Genomic DNA, 14400 nt, shown 5'->3' with positions numbered 1-14400 from the left:
CTCCGGGTGCGTCAACGCGACGCCTCACGGCGCGTCGAGGCGAGTCGTGGAGCGTATCGATGCGAATTTCAAGGCACGTCGAGGCGAGCCTCGAGGCAACTTGACGCGAGCCTCACGGCGCATTGACGCGCTGTTCCTTCGGCTCGGCACGTTGGCGGGTGTGTGCCGCCGCAGACGCGTGCGCCGGCGGGAGCGGAGAACGACACCGTCCCGGTCATCTCCACGCGGTTGCACCGCTGAACCAGCGTTTCATCCATGCAAGGGAAATCTGGCATGAACCCCGGGTTCACGCGGTGACTCGTTCAGTGAGTGGTCGGCATGGCCGTTGCTAGATGGGTCGTGTGCCCTTCGCTGCGGCGGTTGCCGCAAGCGGCCTTTGTGTTGAGTCTTTTTTTGCGGCGAGCTCCCTATGAAAGAGGTCCGCAGCGACCAGCGCCGGCAAGCGAACGAGACGCCCATTCCCAAGAGCGGTGTCATGCGCGCCGTGCCCCGAAGCGTCGCGCCGCCGAGCGCACCGTCCACAGAGGGGCTGCTTGTCGGGCCGAACGGAGCTTCGTTCGAGGTGCGTCCTTCCGATCCGCTCCTCGGCAACATCGACATCGACGCCGTGGTGGCGGGGGTCCCCGAGTCCTACGCGATGAAGGGGATGTTCTTCAACGCGCTGGCGGCGACGCTCGGGGAGCGTTTCGCTCAGGTTGTGTCGACGTTGTCGAGCCCGCCGAGGGGAGGGCTCTACCTGCCGTTCTCAAACTATCCGACGCGCGACTTCCTGCGCCTCTACGACGCGGCCGCGCGTCTCTCGCACCCGAACCGGAGCTCGCGGGAAGGCTACCGCCGCCTCGCGCGGCAGCAGGTCGGGGCGTTCAGGGAAAGCGCGCTCGGCCGGATCACGATGCACCTCGCGACCGACCCGGGCGCCGCGCTGATGCGCTACACGGGCAGCCTGGGCGCGCTCGTGAAGGGGCCGTTGGCCAGGGCGCGGCAGCTGGGGCCGTCGGAGGTGCAGATCGACATCAGCAGCCACCGCGGTACGCTGGAGTACCCGCTGGGGAACTTCGAGGCGCTCGTCATGGGGTACGGCGCCAAGCCGACCATCTCGGTCGAGGTGCGGGGGGCGGAGACGCTTCAGTTCCTCGTTAGCTGGTAACCCGCGGGCCGGTGGGCCGCGCCGGCGGGAGGGTCCACGCGGCGGGGGCGGGCGGGCGCTCGGCCATCCGCCAAGACGGGGACCGAGGCGCTTGCGCTGAGAACACCACCCGGCATGTCTCCCTTCGGGCCATGCCTGCTGGGACGTTGTGTTGCGCGCCACATAAGGCGCGCCTGAGACGTAGAGCCCCCTGCAACCTTATGGCACCTCGGTCGGTGCTCGCCGCGCCCACCCGCCCCCGCCGCGTGGACCCTCCCGCCGGCGCTACGGTGGTAGGGGGAGGGGGATCCGGGGTGGAGCGGGGGGCGACTTCGATGAGCGTTTGTCGTGCGCGCTCGCGGTGAGGGCGGGGCCGGATCGGGGCGGGGTAGTCGAGACATATAGAATTGCGATGATTTGAGTCGGCTTGCAGCCGCCTTATCGAACCTGGCGACCATCGATATCTTCGTTCAGCGCGAGGTGATCTTGAATCGATGGCGGGGAGGGATCGAGGTCGCCTCCGAGAAGTGGATGTCGCCTTCCCAGATAGTGAATGCTTGGTCGAATGAGAGCCGCATTCGCGCTGAGCAGGAGAATTGGGGGCTGTGCGCAAGACTGCGCTCGAACTGCTGTCGAACGCGAGCGTCGAGCGAGCATGAGGCGCTGTAGGAACTGGTGGATGCTCCTTGGAACTGGCGAGTCGCTCGCGGGAAACGCAGCTCGCCGCAGGTGCGCAGGTGCAACATTCCTCTGGAGCTACATGATCATCACGGCCTCGCCAGCGTCGCTCCGACGAGCCTTGCGCTCGCGCCCTCCCTTTGCGAGCGTCTGAGGCGGGCCGCAGAGCCCGTCCGAGGACCACGCCAATGACTACCCACGAGATCGTCCTCTTCGTCTACGACAACCTCATGACGGGCGAGGAGCAACACGAATGGCTCGCATCAGCTCGCCCGCTCGGTGCGGCGACCACGACACCGCAGTACGCGCTCGTCGACCTCGGCACCAGCGGCGCCCTCGTCCAGGGAGGGCTCATCGCCGTGACCGGCGAGCTTTATGCCATCGCTCCGGCCGCGCTGGCCGCGCTCGACGTGCACCGCGGACACCCGGTCTTGCACCGGAGAGCAACCATCCGCCTCGCCGATGGCCGCGAAGCGCAGGCCTATCTCCTCTCCATGGAGCAGGCCGCCGGCTGCCGACGCGTCCGCGAGGGCGACTGGCGGAAACGCCGCGGCGCGCCCGGCGCAGTGCGGACCCGGGACAACAGCCCACTCGTGAGCTGGGCGAAGCGCCGCTTCGACCCCTCCCGCTGACCAGCCTGCACGCTCCTCTCTCGGCGCTCGGCGCGAGTCGTCGCTGCGCAGGCACACAAGCATTCCGTCGACGCACTGCGCATACTGTACCCTGGGAGCAGGCAGGGCGCGTCGCTCGTGGAACGGCGCGTGCCAGCGCAGGTGCTATGGGCATGGCGGCGAGGGAAAGCGTGGCGGGAATCTCAGCGCACGACCAACTCGGCGACGGCGACGGGGAGCCTGAATCCGCCGCTGCCCAGCTCGCCGAGGTCGTCGTCGAGGCGGCCGCCGCGCTTTCAGGGAAGTTTCAGCCGCAAGCGCTCCGCGAGATCATCGCCGAGCAAGCCGCCCGGTCGCTCAACGCAGACCTCTCGCTCCTGTACGGCGCCGCAGTGGAACACCACGCGCGGCCGATCCGGCTGGTCGCCTCCTCCAACCTGCCGAGCGCGTTCGCCGCGCAGCTCGCGGACCTCACAGGCACGTCGTCCCTCGTGCTGCGCGCCGCGGAGAGCCGCCGAATCGAGCATGCCGTGGTCGACCAGGCCGCCTGCGAGCGCTTCTCCGACCTGAGCGCGCTCGCGGCCAGCACGAGGCCCCACTGGGTCCTGTCTGCGCCCCTGCTCAGCGCAGACCGGCTCTTCGGCGTCCTCTTCTGCGCGTTCGGGAGCCGCAGCGCACCTTTGCAGGAGATCCTCCCGTGCGTGCAGGCCCTCTGCGCGCTGTTCGCGCTCGCGCTCGCGGGCGCCGAGCCCGCCGCGGGCGCGCGAACGCGCTCCGGGGGCGCCGAGTACGTGCGGGGCGCGGACGCGCCGGGGCCCACCGAAGCCGCTTTGCACGAGGTCGAGTGGCGCCTCGCGGAGGAGCGGCGATGGCTGCGCAGCGTCATCGAAGACTTCCCTGTCGCCATCGCCATCCTGGACGAGCGCGGCGGCCCCTCGCTCCTCGCGAGCCGCCGCTGCCAGGAGCTCTGCGGCGGGCCACACCCGCTCGAGGTGCTGCATATGGGGCGAGGTGCGCTTTTGTGTGAACCAGGGGGACGGCCGCTCCTGCTGCCTGAAATGCCCCTCGTTCGCGCGGCGCGTGGCGAGGGGACGACGTGTAAGGAACTGTGGTTTCGAAGGACGGACGGGAGCTACGTCCCCGTCGTGGTGAGCGCTGGGCCCATCCGGGGCGAGGGGGGCGCGATCCATGGGGCCATCGCGAGCTACGAGGACGTCACCAATTTCAGGGAGATCCAGCGGCTCCGCGAGGAGTGGACCTCCCTCGTGGCGCACGACCTCAAGCAACCGCTCTCCGCGATCTCCGCCTACGCGGGCATGCTGTCGCGGCTGCCCGAGTCCGCCGGTGCAACGGCGTGGACCCAGAAGATCCTGTCGAACGTCCGCCGCCTCGATCGGATGGCCGAAGACCTGCTCGACGCCTCCAAGATCGAGGCGAGGCATCTCTCCCTCGAGCGGCAGCCGACGGACGTGCGCGCCCTGCTCCACGCGAACGTCGAGCTCGCAGCCGCTGAGAGGCCCGATCGCGCGATCGTGCTGACGGCGGACGAGGCCGTGCCGCTCGTCCTCGTGGACGCGGCGCGCATGGATCAGGTGCTCGGGAACCTCCTTCTCAACGCCGCCAAGTACGGCGATCCCGACGCGCCGACCCGCGTGACGCTCTCTCTCCGCGACGCCGAGGTCGAGGTCGCGATCGAGAACCGCGGGCCGGGCATCCCCCCGGACGAGCTGCCGAGGCTGTTCCAGCGCTTCCAGCGGCTCTCGTCACCCCCGTCCCGGGGCCGACCGCCCGGCACCGGCCTCGGGCTCTACATCTGCAAGGGCATCGTCGAGGCGCACGGCGGCCGGATCTGGGCGCAGAGCGAGCTGGACAAGACGACGTCCTTCCACTTCACGCTCCCGCTCTCGCGCGGCGGCTGACCCCGCGGCCACCGCGGCCTGCTCCGCGGCGATGGGGCGAGATCCGCCGTGCTGACGTCGCCCGCTCAGCCGTTCTTGATGCGCGCCACGATGGCGTCGGTGAGCGTCTTCGTGTCCGCTTTGCCGCCGAGATCGCGGGTGCGGACCCCGTCCAGGTTCAGCGCCCCGTCGATCCCGGCGCGCAGGCGGCCGGCGAGCTCCCGCTGGTCCACGTGGTCGAGCATCATCGCGGCGGCGAGCATGAGCGCGATCGGGTTCGCCACGCCCTTGCCGGCGATGTCCGGCGCCGAGCCGTGCACCGCCTCGAAGATCGCGGCGTGCTGGCCGATGTTCGCCCCCGGCGCCATGCCGAGGCCGCCGACGAGGCCCGCGATCTCGTCCGAGAGGATGTCCCCGAAGAGGTTCGTCGTGACGATGACATCGAACTGCCACGGGTTCAGCACGAGCTGCATCGCGCACGCGTCCACGATCCGCTCGTCGGTCGCCACGCGTCCCTCGTAGCCCTTGCCCACCTCGCGCGACGTCTCCAGGAAGATGCCCGTGAGCGCCTTCATGATGTTCGCCTTGTGGACGATGGTGACCTTCTTGCGGCCGTGCTTCTCCGCGTAGTCGTAGGCGAACTCGGCGATGCGGCGCGAGCCGACCCGGGTGTTCACGCCGGAGCCGATCGCCACCGCCTGCTCGTCGCTGCCGATCGGGATGTAGTGCTCGAACCCCACGTAGAGACCCTCGAGGTTCTCCCGCACGAGCACGATGTCGATGTTCTCGTAGCGACCGCCCGGGATGAGCGTCCGCGCGGGGCGCACGTTGGCGAAGAGCTTGAACTCCTGCCGCAGGCGCACGTTCGACGAGCGGTACCCGCCGCCGATCGGCGTCTCGAGCGGCCCCTTGAGCGCGAGCTTCGTGCGGTGGATGCTGTCGAGCGTGGCCCGCGGCAGCGGGTCGCCGGCGTCCTTCACGCCGGCCATGCCGGCCACGCACGTCTCCCATTCAAAAGGCGCGCCGAGCGCGTCGAGGGCGCGCAGCGTCGCGTCCACGATCTCGGGGCCGATGCCGTCGCCGGGGATGAGGGTCGCAGGGTGCTTCTGTGAGGTCACGGGCTGTCTCTCGATCTCGGGGTGAGTCGTCGCGTCGACGAGGAAAGGCGCACGCATAGCCGAGGTGCGTGCCGCGATCCACCTCGCCGGAGCTGCGCCGCGCGCCGCCCGCCCGCAAGTCCCTTGAGGATCCCCGCCCCCGCCGCCATCATGACGCGGGTCCCATGATTTGCCCGCGCTGCCACCGCGCGTACACCGATCGCTCGTACGGCTTCTGCCCCGACGACGGCGCGCGCCTCGTCCAGTCGCTGTCGGCCGCGCCGCCCGCGCAGCCGACGCGGCAGTTCGGCGCCATCCTCGAGGATCGCTATGTGATCCAGGGCTTCATCGGCGCCGGCGGCATGTCGCGCGTGTACCTCGCCGCGGACAGCCGCACGAAGGAGCAGGTCGCGATCAAGATCCTGAACCGCAGCTTCGCCGCCGATCGGGCCCAGCGCGAGCGGTTCCTCCGCGAGCTCGAGGTGGCGGCCGAGCTCGGGCACCCCAACATCGTCCGGGTCCTCGACGCGGGCGAGCGCAAGGACGGGTCCCCGTTCATCGTGCTCGAGCTGCTCACCGGCGAGTCGCTCGGCGTCCTGCTCCGCCGCGAGGTGGCCGTGAGCGAGGCCGTCGCGCTTCCGCTGATACGGCAGGCGGCGTCGGCGCTCGCCTTGGCGCACGCGGCCGGCGTCATCCACCGCGACGTGAAGCCGGACAACCTGTTCCTCGTCCGCTCCCCGGGCGGCCCGCGCGTGCTCAAGATGATGGATTTCGGCTTCGCGAAGCTGAAGACGGGCCCCACCACCGCCGCCGGTCTCGTGCTGGGCACCGTCCCCTACATGGCCCCGGAGCAGGCCCTCGCCGATCCCATCGACGGCCGCACCGACGTCTATGCCCTCGGCGTCACCATGTTCCGCATGCTCGCCGGCCTGCTGCCGTTCTCCTCGCCGGACGACGTGGTGGTCGTCGCCCAGCACGCCTGCACCCCGGCCCCCCGGCTCAGCACCATCCGGCCCGGCATCGATCGGCGCATCGAGGCGCTGGTCGCCACCGCGCTCCGCAAGGCCCCCGAGAACCGCTACGACTCGATGCAATCGCTCCTGGAGGACGTCGAGCGCATCCTCGGTGTCCGCCCCGGCGAGCCGATCGGCGTGCCGCTCAGGAAGACCCCGGACGTCTACGAGCCGGTGAACCGCGCCGCCCGGGAGGCGCTCAAGTTCCTGCGGCGCCAGCTGCCCTGAGCCGGCAGGCAGCCTTGAGCCGGTAGGAAGCCGCTCGCCCGGCGCGGCGGCCGGGCTCGCCGGCCCGTGGAGCTGCGCTGGTCACCGCGCGCCTAGATCCTCGATACGGTAGCCGTCCGGATACGTGCGGTTCCTCTGCCGGGTGAGCAGGCGCGGCGAGCGCCGGCGCGGCATGGCCCGCAAGAGCGGGCCGCGCGCGCGGAGCGCCGCCTGCACGAGGCTGCGCAGCCCGGGCGGAGGCCGCGGCAGCCCGACGGCGTCGAGCATGCGATCATCGATCATCGCGTGGAGGACCGGCGCCCCGAGCGGCCATAGCGCTCTCGGCAGCGCCCAGCCCAGCACGAGGTCCCGCGTCGCGACGGCGAGCCTCCGGTTGTCCTCCGAGAACCGCAGGTGCTCCGCCTCGTAATCGAGGTTGAACCGCTCGAACGCCTCGTAGCTCGGCGGGATATCCTTGATGTTCATCAGCCCCCCGACCTGCTTCCAGTAATGGTACGCCGCGAGCTTCTCCTTTTCGAGCAGCGGGCGCCAGGCGAAGCGCTCGTTCCAGCGGATGGGCTCGAAGATGAACGTCGACAGCGTGTACAGGTACTCGTCGTTCGGGATGGCGTAACGCCCGTGCTGCCGGTTCATGCGCCGCAGCGCCGCCCGGCCGCGGTCGCTGTCGTATCCGTTCTCCAGCATCTCGGACAGGATGAGGACCGTGTCGTCGTAGCGCTTCTGGGTGCGCTGGAGGAACTCCCCTGTCTGCACCAGGAGCGGTGTGCCCTTGGCGATCCCGAACACACGGAACAGCGCGAGCTCGAGGGCGTGCTGCGTGTCCCAGGGGAAATCATAGCACGTCGAGAGAAATGCGATCTCCTGATGATCCTTGACCGGATCCAGGTTTGCTTCGATGTGGTCGCGGATCGCATAACGCGATCGCGATTCGGGAGGGGCCCAGCGCATGGAAGATCTCCTGATGTGTATCCGCCCGATGACGCGTCCATTTCTATCATGCCTCGCGCATCCTGGCGGAAACATCGCTGAACAGATGAAGACATCGGTTGTGGCGAGCGTGGCGAGACGAGGTGAGGTGCGGTTCACCGTGGAGCGCCGTGATCATGAGCCGTGATGCGGCGGCGGGCCCGCGGCGGGCGAGCCGGCTGGCCAGGCTCCGCGCGGCGAGGCCGCGGAGCGCGGCGCCGAGACGCTCGATCAGCTCGGCCTCGCGCTCGGCTTTCGGGCCTGCTTTCGCGCGCGCAGGCGCGTGCGCGGCCTGCGCGAAGGTGGCACGCTAGCGCCGTGCCGCCTGTCATCGACGACATGATCCAGGAGCTCCTTACACGCCATAGGTCGACCGGTCGGGTGGACCTCAACGACATCGCCGAAGTCGTCGACCGGCGGGCGGTCTCGTACGAGGAGGTGGAGTACATCATCGACCGGCTGGAGTCGGAGGGCCTCCGCGTCGCCGAGCCGCTCGATCCGGGCGATGTCGAGGTGCTGCGCGCCGTCCTCGCGGGCGCGAGGCGGCTCGCGGCCGAGCTCGGGCGCACACCCACGATCGGCGAGATCGCGCTGGCCTCGGGCCATGCCCCGCACACGGTGCGCCGGGCGCTGGAACAAGCGGGGCGTGCCAAGGCTTGTTGAGAGGAGGCGCGCTCGCCGCGCAGGACGCAGCGCGGCAAGCCATGGTGACGCGTGGGGACGACGAGGTGCGCGAGAGGTGGCAAGCCGGGGCAAGGCACGCAGAAGCGGAACGACGCCAAACAAAACGAAAGCGCTGCGCCGTTGAGTGCAGACCAGAGCTCTACATCAGTGTTACGATGGAGATGGAGGGGTGCTCTGTAGCCGTAGTCGATTGTTTCATCTACGCATCAGGGAAGGAAGGCTGGACCCGATGAACATCACGATCACGTTCCGCCATATGGTGGGTACCGACGCCGTGAAGAATTATGCCCATGAGAAGGTGGCCAAGCTCCAGAAGTTCCTTAGGCAGGCGATGACGGCGCAGGTCACCCTCTCCGTCGAGGGTCTGACGCACGTCGCCGACGTTCGCCTCTCCTCCGGCAGTCTAGCCTTCCATGCGACCGAGCGGGGTGAGGACATGTACGCGTCGATCGACATGGTCCACGACAAGCTCGAGCGGCAGATCCGGGATGGGAAGGGTCACACCATAGCGCGGAAGCGCGGCGGCACGAGCGCCGGCGAGTACGCCGTGGAGGTGGAGCGCGAAGCGGTGGCCGCGACGGGACGCACCCGATCGTGAGCCGCCGCGCGCGTCGCCCAGGCGCGGCGCGCGAACCGGAGCGAGGGCCGCCGCGCCCGCTGGAGGTGGCGCGCTCCCATCCTGTGAGCCGCTGCTCCGGGGCGAGGTGGCGCGCTCCCTCCGCGTGAGCCGCCGCGGCGAAGGGCGCTCGTCTCCATCAGCTCACCCTGCGCATGCCCAACCTGCCCGGGAGGGCCTGCCTGGAGCGGCGCGGCGGTCGCCCAGCGATCGCGACGCGAAGAACGCGAAGAACGCTCCCTCCTGGGCCGCTCGCCGCGATAGCGTCCTTGAGTCGCGTACCCGAGGTCCCCAGGGTACGATGGCCACATCGGCTCGCTTGGCCCTGGCCGAGCGCCGCGCCGACCGTGCCACGTGCGCCCTTCCAGAGCCCTCTCACCTCGCCCGAGCGCCGAAATCAGCATGCAAGTCCGCGACATCTTGACCGCGCACCAGGTATCCGTCGCCAGCGAGCAGGAGGGGGTCGTCCGCTCGAAGGCGGACGCGCTCCGCCGGCTCGCCGCCCTGCTCGCGACAGGACAGCCGGGGGTCAAGGCCGACGACATCGAGCGGGTGCTCGGCGAGCGCGAGCGCCTGCAGTCCACCGGCGTCGGGAGCGGCGTGGCCATCCCCCACGGCGCGATGGAGGGCGTCGACCGGCTGATCGGCGCGGTCCTGATCTGCCCGAAGCCGATCGACTTCGACGCGATCGACGGGGCGCCGGTGTCGATCCTCGTCGCCGTGATCGGGCCGAAGCGCGCCACGGGCGAGCACCTGAAGACGCTGGCGCGCATCTCCCGCCTGCTGAGGGACGAAAGTTTCAGGCGGCGGCTGCTCGGCGCCTCGACCGGGCGCGCGGCGTTCGAGCTCATCGCCGCCGAGGAAGGGAGGTCGGTGTCATGAACGGCCCGCGCAGCAGCGGACAGGAAGGGGAAGGAGGCGGCCGGATGCCCCCCTCCACCGGCGGAGGGCGGGCGGACCGCCCCGCCATCGCGGTGCGGAGCCTGATGGCCGACGAGGGGCTCGGCATCGATCTCACGCTCATCGCCGGCGCCGCGGGCCTCGACCGGCCCATCATGAACACCCGCATCCAGAAGTCCGGGCTCGCGCTCGTCGGCCACTTCCACGGCATCGTGCCGACGCGGGTGCAGATCCTCGGGCAGACCGAGCTCTCGTTCCTCCACAAGCTCTCCCGCGAGGACCGGCTCCTGTCGCTGCGCGGCTTCTTCGAGCTCGGCCTGTGCTGCGTCATCGTCACGCAGGGCGACCAGCCGTTCGAGGCGAACGGCTCCGGCATCGGGTTCGTCCCTGTGCCCGAGCTCGCGCAGTGCGCCGAGGAGACCGGGACGCCGCTCCTCGTCTCGGCCGTGCGATCGAGCGCCACGATCACCGCGCTGCACGCGCTGCTCGACGATCGCCTGGCGCCGCGCCTGCGCCTGCACGGCGTGCTCGTCGACGTCTTCGGCGTGGGCCTCCTTCTCATGGGGTCGAGCGCGATCGGCAAGAGCGAGTGCGCGCTCGATCTCGTGATGCGCGGCCACCGGCTCGTGGCCGACGACGCCGTGGAGTGCGATTACCGCCCGCCTGGCATGGTCTTCGGGGCCCCGGCGGAGCTCCTCCGGTACCACCTCGAGGTGCGTGGCCTCGGCATCCTCAACGTGAAGGACCTCTTCGGCGTCACGTCGATCCGCGAGCGCAAGCGGATCGACGTCGTGGTGAAGCTTGTCGAGTGGTCGAAGGACACCGAGTACGATCGGCTCGGGCTGGACGAGCGGTACCACACCATCCTCGGCGTGAAGATCCGGGAGCTCGTCATCCCGGTGCGCCCGGGCCGCGACATGGCGTCGATCCTCGAGGTCGCCGCCCGCAACGAGCTCCTGAAGAACGCGGGGTTCCACGCGGCCCGCGAGTTCTTCGGCAACGTCGAGGGCGAGCTGCTCCGCGAGCGCTCGCCGGAGGAGTCGTCGATCCCGCCGCCGGCGAGGCTCGCCGAGGAAGGCGCCTCGCGGAGCGCCGCGCCGCCCGGCCCGCCCCGGCCTCCGCCGTCCGGCCGCGGCGTGGACGCGCCGAACCCCCCGAGCAGCGCCTTCCGGCCGCCCGCGGATCGGGGCAGGCCGCCCCCTGATCGCCCGAGCTCCGGGTTCAGCCCCACGGAGTCGTCCGTGAGCCTGCCGCGGCCGAGGAGGCGAGGGTGAGCAACGCAGGCGATCAGCAGCAGCACGGCCTGCACGGGCCCGACGGCGCGCCGGGGCGCGTCGTCGTCGTCACGGGCCTCTCCGGCGCGGGCAAGTCGACGGCGCTCCACGCCCTGGAGGATCTCGGCTTCTTCTGCGTCGACAACCTGCCCACGTCGCTCGTGCAGCCGGCGGTCGAGGCGTGCGAGTCGGGCGGCATCACCCGGATCGGGCTCGGCATCGACGTCCGGGTGGGCTCCTTCCTGGCGGGCGCCACGGCGGCGCTCGACTCGATCCGGAACGGACGGGACGTGGTGATCCTCTTCCTCGACGCCTCGGACGAGACGCTGCTCCGGCGCTTCAGCGAGACGCGGCGCCCGCACCCGCTGACGACCGGCGGCAGCGGCGCCATCGCGATGCTCGACGGCGTCCTCCTCGAGCGCGAGCGGCTCGCGTCGTTGCGGGCCAGGGCGACCATCGAGCTCGACACGACCCGGCTGTCGACGCACGACCTGCGCCGCGTCGTCATCGAGCGGCTGCGCCCTGCGAAGGTCGAGGTGCCCCGGATGTCCACCCGGTTCGTCTCGTTCGGTTACAAGTACGGCATCCCGCTCGACGCCGATCTGCTCTTCGACGTCCGCTTTCTCGACAACCCGTATTTCGTCCACGGCCTCCGCGAGCTCACGGGGAACGACGAGCCGGTGCGGGAGTACATCCTGAAGAACGCGGATGCCCTCGAGTTCATCTGCAGGACAGAGCAGCTCCTCTCGTTCTGCATGCCGCGCTACGCCAGCGAAGGAAAGAGCTACCTCACCGTCGGCATCGGGTGCACCGGCGGTCGGCACCGCTCCGTCGTGCTCACCAACGCGCTCAGCGACAGCCTGCGGCGGAAGACGGGGCTGCCCATCACGGTCGTGCACCGGGACGTCGCCCGGGTGAGCGCGAGTGGTGTACCCTCGGGGGTGGGAGAGGGCATGGCCGGGGCGCCCGGCGTGGATCTCCGGCTGGCGCAGCCGGGAGCGACCCCGTCGGAGCCTCGCCCGGCGTCGGACACGAGCGTGACGGGGGGCGAGCGGTGACGACCGAGGCGGTAACGAGGCGGTTCACCATCATCAATGTGCGCGGGCTCCACGCGCGCGCCGCGACGAAGCTCGTGCAGCTCGCGGGGCGCTACGACTGCGAGATCTCGCTGGCCGGGCCGGACGGGCAGTCGGCCAACGCGAAGAGCGTGATGGGCGTGCTGCTGCTCTGCGGCTCGATGGGCACCCAGATCGAGGTGAGCGCGACGGGCGATCAGGCCGCCGACGCCGTCTCCGCCATCGGCGAGCTGATCGCCGCGCGCTTCGGAGAGCACGAGTGACGCGCGGCCCGAGCGCGCTCTCGTCGGACGCCCCGGACGAGCACCCCGCCCCGGCGGACGCCGTCCGGAGCGACTCGGCGGCGCCCGGCGCCCGGGTCGACTCGATGCCGCCCGGCGCCCGGACGGAGACGCTGCGGGGCATCGCCGGGTCGCCCGGCGTCGCCATCGGCGCGGCCGTCGTGATGGGCGGGCATCGGACGAACCACCCGCGCCGCCGCGTCGGCTCCAGCGAGATCACGGCGGAGCTCGAGCGCTTCGAGGCCGCGGTCGAGCGCGCGCAGGACGAGCTGCGCGACATGGCGAAGCGCGTCGGCGATCACCGCGCCGAGGCGTCGATCCTCGAAGCCTACCTGCTGATGCTCGGCGACGAGGCGCTCGCCGACGCCGTGAAGCGTCAGGTCACCGAGGAGCGCCGCTGCGCCGAGTGGGCGGTGGCGGCCGCGTGCGAGGCGATCGCGGGCCGCTTCGCCGCGCTCGACGACCCGTACCTGCGCGAGCGCAGCCACGACGTCATGTTCGTCGGCGAGCGCCTCCTGCGCGCCTTCAGCCTCCCGCCCCAGGAGCCGCCGTCGTCGCGCGACACCTCGCCGCTCTCCACGCGCAGCCTGATCGAGCTGCAGAACTCGATCGCCATGCCGGCGACGTTCGGCGCGGCGCTCCCGCGCTTCTCCGGGCCGACGATCCTGATCGCGCACGACCTGTCGCCGGCCGACACCGCGGCGATGGTCGACGAGCCGGTCGTCGGCTTCGTCACCGAGGTCGGCACCCGCACGAGCCACACCTCGATCATGGCGCGCGCGCTGGAGATCCCGGCCGTCGTCGGCGTCAGCGACGTGCTGCAGCGCGTGATCACGGGCGACGTCGTGGTGATCGACGGGCTGCGCGGCACGGTCGTCGTTCGCCCCGGCCCCGCCGAGCTCGCGGACGCGCGCGCCCGCGCCGAACGCTACGTCGCGCTCGGCAAGGAGCTCTCGGAGTCCAGGCACCGGGCCGCCCAGTCGAAGGACGGCGTCAAGGTGTCGCTCCGGGCGAACGTCGAGCTCCCTGCCGAGGCGATCCTCGCGCGCGACCAGGGCGCCGACGGCATCGGCCTCTACCGGACCGAGTTCCTCTACATCGACCGCTCGTCCCCGCCCTCGGAGGACCAGCAGTTCGAGATCTTCCGCGCCGTCGTCGAGGCGCTCCGCCCGAAGCCGGTCACGCTGCGCACCTTCGACATCGGCGGCGACAAGTTCGTCTCCACGTTCCAGGTGCCGCCCGAGATGAACCCGATGCTCGGCCTCCGCGCGGTCCGGCTCGCGCTCTCGCGCCCCGACGTCTTCCTCGAGCACCTCCGCGCCATGGTGCGCGCCTCCGCCTACGGCGACGTGCGGATCATGATCCCGATGGTCGCTGGCCTCGGCGAGCTCCGGCAGGTGCGCGCGCTGCTGCACCGCGCGCAGGAGCAGGTGCGCGCCCGCGGCCAGGCGTGCGCCGACGAGATCCCGCTCGGCGTGATGATCGAGGTGCCCTCGGCGGCGGTCATGGTCGACCATTTCGCGCGCGAGGCCGCGTTCCTGAGCCTCGGGACGAACGATCTGATCCAGTACGCGCTCGCGGTCGACCGCACCAGCCGCTCGCTCGCCTACCTGGCCTCGCCCTTCGATCCGTCGATCCTTCGGCTGATCACGAAGGTGATCCAGGCAGGACAGGACTTCGGCAGGCCGGTCTCCCTCTGCGGCGCGATGGCGAGCGATCCGCTCGCCGCCCTGCTGCTGCTCGGCCTCGGCCTCCGCGACTTCTCGATGGAGGCGGCGGCGATCCCGGAGATCAAGGAGACGCTCCGGCGCATCACGGTCGCCGAGGCCGAGGCGGTCGCGGCCGAGGCGCTCGCCTGCGCGACGGCGGAGGAGGTCGAGTGCTGCGTCGCCGCCGCGTTCGCGCCGGACCTCTACGACCTGCTCACGGGAGAGCGCGCCACGCGGTGAGCG

At 70.8% G+C, this 14400-nt stretch carries 13 protein-coding genes; 11 read left to right on the top strand and 2 right to left on the bottom strand.

The window, feature by feature from the left end:
- Positions 1 to 562 precede the first annotated feature (562 nt).
- From WMF19_RS32620 to WMF19_RS32610, 3 genes are all read left to right on the top strand, one after another.
- Positions 563 to 1147, top strand: coding sequence for a DUF2378 family protein (locus WMF19_RS32620; protein WP_437893943.1), 585 nt, complete (start codon positions 563 to 565; stop codon positions 1145 to 1147).
- Between the two features lie 845 nt (positions 1148 to 1992).
- A complete protein-coding gene (locus tag WMF19_RS32615; protein WP_437323785.1) occupies positions 1993 to 2436 on the top strand; it encodes a gamma-glutamylcyclotransferase family protein in 444 nt (147 codons plus the stop codon).
- A gap of 170 nt (positions 2437 to 2606) precedes the next feature.
- On the top strand, positions 2607 to 4334 hold the full coding sequence (locus WMF19_RS32610; protein ID WP_437893942.1) for an ATP-binding protein: 1728 nt from the start codon (positions 2607 to 2609) through the stop codon (positions 4332 to 4334).
- Positions 4335 to 4399: 65 nt separating this feature from the next.
- On the opposite strand, the gene WMF19_RS32605 is transcribed toward WMF19_RS32610, so the two are convergent.
- The gene (locus WMF19_RS32605) at positions 4400 to 5431 is read right to left on the bottom strand and encodes an isocitrate/isopropylmalate dehydrogenase family protein (RefSeq protein WP_437893941.1); all 1032 of its coding nucleotides are present in this window, start codon (positions 5429 to 5431) and stop codon (positions 4400 to 4402) included.
- A 164-nt stretch (positions 5432 to 5595) separates the two neighbouring features.
- Here WMF19_RS32605 and WMF19_RS32600 point away from each other — a divergent pair, with 164 nt between their 5' ends.
- Positions 5596 to 6651, top strand: a complete 1056-nt coding sequence (locus WMF19_RS32600) for a serine/threonine-protein kinase (protein WP_272094694.1) — start codon at positions 5596 to 5598, stop codon at positions 6649 to 6651.
- Between the two features lie 81 nt (positions 6652 to 6732).
- On the opposite strand, the gene WMF19_RS32595 is transcribed toward WMF19_RS32600, so the two are convergent.
- The gene (locus tag WMF19_RS32595) at positions 6733 to 7599 is read right to left on the bottom strand and encodes an oxygenase MpaB family protein (protein WP_437893940.1); all 867 of its coding nucleotides are present in this window, start codon (positions 7597 to 7599) and stop codon (positions 6733 to 6735) included.
- Between the two features lie 336 nt (positions 7600 to 7935).
- On the opposite strand from WMF19_RS32595, the gene WMF19_RS32590 reads away from it, so the two are divergent.
- From WMF19_RS32590 to ptsP, 7 genes are all read left to right on the top strand, one after another.
- Positions 7936 to 8280, top strand: a complete 345-nt coding sequence (locus WMF19_RS32590; RefSeq protein WP_437893939.1) for a sigma-70 domain-containing protein — start codon at positions 7936 to 7938, stop codon at positions 8278 to 8280.
- Positions 8281 to 8530: 250 nt separating this feature from the next.
- Positions 8531 to 8899 (top strand): ribosome hibernation-promoting factor, HPF/YfiA family, encoded by a 369-nt coding sequence (hpf, locus tag WMF19_RS32585; protein WP_012238397.1) that lies wholly within the window; start codon positions 8531 to 8533, stop codon positions 8897 to 8899.
- A gap of 420 nt (positions 8900 to 9319) precedes the next feature.
- A complete protein-coding gene (locus tag WMF19_RS32580) occupies positions 9320 to 9799 on the top strand; it encodes a PTS sugar transporter subunit IIA (RefSeq protein ID WP_272094690.1) in 480 nt (159 codons plus the stop codon).
- Positions 9800 to 9843: 44 nt separating this feature from the next.
- On the top strand, positions 9844 to 11091 hold the full coding sequence (hprK, locus tag WMF19_RS32575; protein ID WP_437893938.1) for an HPr(Ser) kinase/phosphatase: 1248 nt from the start codon (positions 9844 to 9846) through the stop codon (positions 11089 to 11091).
- Positions 11088 to 12149: an RNase adapter RapZ gene (gene rapZ / locus WMF19_RS32570; RefSeq protein ID WP_437893937.1), complete on the top strand. Its 1062-nt coding sequence runs from the start codon at positions 11088 to 11090 to the stop codon at positions 12147 to 12149. Before hprK ends, rapZ begins: the two co-directional genes overlap by 4 nt.
- Entirely contained in the window at positions 12146 to 12430 is a 285-nt protein-coding gene (locus tag WMF19_RS32565) for an HPr family phosphocarrier protein (protein WP_437792365.1), read from the top strand. The genes rapZ and WMF19_RS32565 overlap by 4 nt, the downstream gene beginning before the upstream one ends.
- Entirely contained in the window at positions 12427 to 14397 is a 1971-nt protein-coding gene (gene ptsP, locus WMF19_RS32560; protein ID WP_437893936.1) for a phosphoenolpyruvate--protein phosphotransferase, read from the top strand. Before WMF19_RS32565 ends, ptsP begins: the two co-directional genes overlap by 4 nt.
- The last annotated feature ends 3 nt before the right edge of the window (positions 14398 to 14400 follow it).

The organism is Sorangium sp. So ce124, from assembly GCF_051525235.1.
Classification (GTDB): Bacteria; Myxococcota_A; Polyangia; order Polyangiales; family Polyangiaceae; genus Sorangium; species Sorangium atrum.
This window is presented reverse-complemented; position numbering and strand designations above follow the sequence as displayed.

What these genes read in the sequence shown, in the direction of transcription:
- WMF19_RS32615 (WP_437323785.1), top strand. Translation starts at nt 1,993, where the DNA reads ATGACTACCCACGAGATCGTCCTCTTCGTCTACGACAACCTCATGACG.
- WMF19_RS32600 (WP_272094694.1), top strand. Translation starts at nt 5,596, where the DNA reads ATGATTTGCCCGCGCTGCCACCGCGCGTACACCGATCGCTCGTACGGC.
- WMF19_RS32595 (WP_437893940.1), bottom strand. Translation starts at nt 7,599, where the DNA reads ATGCGCTGGGCCCCTCCCGAATCGCGATCGCGTTATGCGATCCGCGAC.
- hpf (WP_012238397.1), top strand. Translation starts at nt 8,531, where the DNA reads ATGAACATCACGATCACGTTCCGCCATATGGTGGGTACCGACGCCGTG.
- WMF19_RS32580 (WP_272094690.1), top strand. Translation starts at nt 9,320, where the DNA reads ATGCAAGTCCGCGACATCTTGACCGCGCACCAGGTATCCGTCGCCAGC.
- hprK (WP_437893938.1), top strand. Translation starts at nt 9,844, where the DNA reads ATGCCCCCCTCCACCGGCGGAGGGCGGGCGGACCGCCCCGCCATCGCG.